The 1232-nt window shown below is 68.8% G+C and carries 1 protein-coding gene; it reads right to left on the bottom strand.

The window, feature by feature from the left end:
* Nucleotides 1-1232: IS30 family transposase (locus tag OTB19_RS42935; RefSeq protein ID WP_267804289.1), on the bottom strand; the 1232-nt coding region annotated here is incomplete at both ends.

The following is a 1232-nucleotide window of genomic DNA, read 5'->3' as shown; positions in this document are numbered from 1 at the left end:
CCTTCGGGAAGTACTGGCGCAGCAGGCCGTTCGTGTTCTCGTTCGTCGGTCGTTGCCAGGGCGAGTGGGGATCGGCGAAGAACACCTTCGTCCCGGTATCGAGGGCGAACTGGGCGTGGCCGGAGAGTTCCTTTCCGCGGTCCCAGGTGAGGGTTTTGCGTAGCTGCTCGGGCAGCTGCGTCATCGATGTGGTGAGCGCTGTGTTCATGGCGATCGCGCCATAGCCCCCGAGCGAGGGGCCGTTCTTCACGGGCGGATTCTCACCCCAGCCCTCGAGCCGGGGCAGGTGCACCAGGAGCGTGGAGCGGCTGCTGCGCTCGACCAGCGTGCCGATCGCGGAGCGACCCGTCCCGATGATCAAATCTCCTTCCCAGTGTCCGGGGACCGCGCGGGCCGCGGCCTCGGCGGGGCGTTCGCTGAGGATGACGTCCGCGGTGACATGCCCCTGCGGTTTGTTCTGCGACCGTGCACGGGGAGTCCGCAGCGCCCGGCCGGTGCGCAGGCACGTGACCAGTTCCCGCTTGAGCGCGCCACGGCCCTCGATGAACAACGCCTGGTAGATCGCTTCGTGGCTGATGCGCATGGACTCATCATCGGGGAAGTCGACAGGGAGACGGTGCGAGATCTGCTCCGGGCTCCATGCCGTCGCCCAGCGCCGGTCCTGCCGATGCGGCTTGTTCAGCCCCTTCCACCTGGGCGTCTTGGGCCCGGTGACGGTCGTGCCGTCAGGGCGACGGACGCTGCCGGCGAGCCGGTCCTGTACGTACTCACGCAACCTGTCGTTGTCTGTGAGCTTCGCGGTCTTCGGGCGCTTCGCAGCCTGCTGCGCTTTCCACTGGGCGACCGTCGCGCGGTACTCCTGCTTGCCGCCGCGCGTGGCGGCGTTGCGGCGCAGTTCGCGAGAGATCGTTGCGGGGTCACGCCCCAGGGCGCGGGCGATCTCGCGCACGCCCTTGTTCATCGCCCTGAGGATCGCGATCTCCTCGCGCTCCTCGAACGTGAGGTACCGGCCCGTGGGCTCGGCCAACGAGATCGGAGGCATGCCACCAGCGTGACGAAACCACCTCGCACCCACCGGCCACGACACGCCGACCGCCAACGACGCCTCCACCGTCGTGACCCCCGTGGCGATCAGTCGCCAGAAGTGGCGCTGCACGACTCGAGACGGATCAGGCCGCCCCGGCGAACGCATCGCCGGCCGCAACGCACGATCAGCGCGCCACTGCCGACGC

Source organism: Streptomyces sp. H27-H5 (assembly GCF_026627505.1).
Taxonomy (GTDB): domain Bacteria; phylum Actinomycetota; class Actinomycetes; order Streptomycetales; family Streptomycetaceae; genus Streptomyces.
Note: the sequence above shows the minus strand (reverse complement) of the source record. Positions and strands in the feature narration are given on the sequence as shown.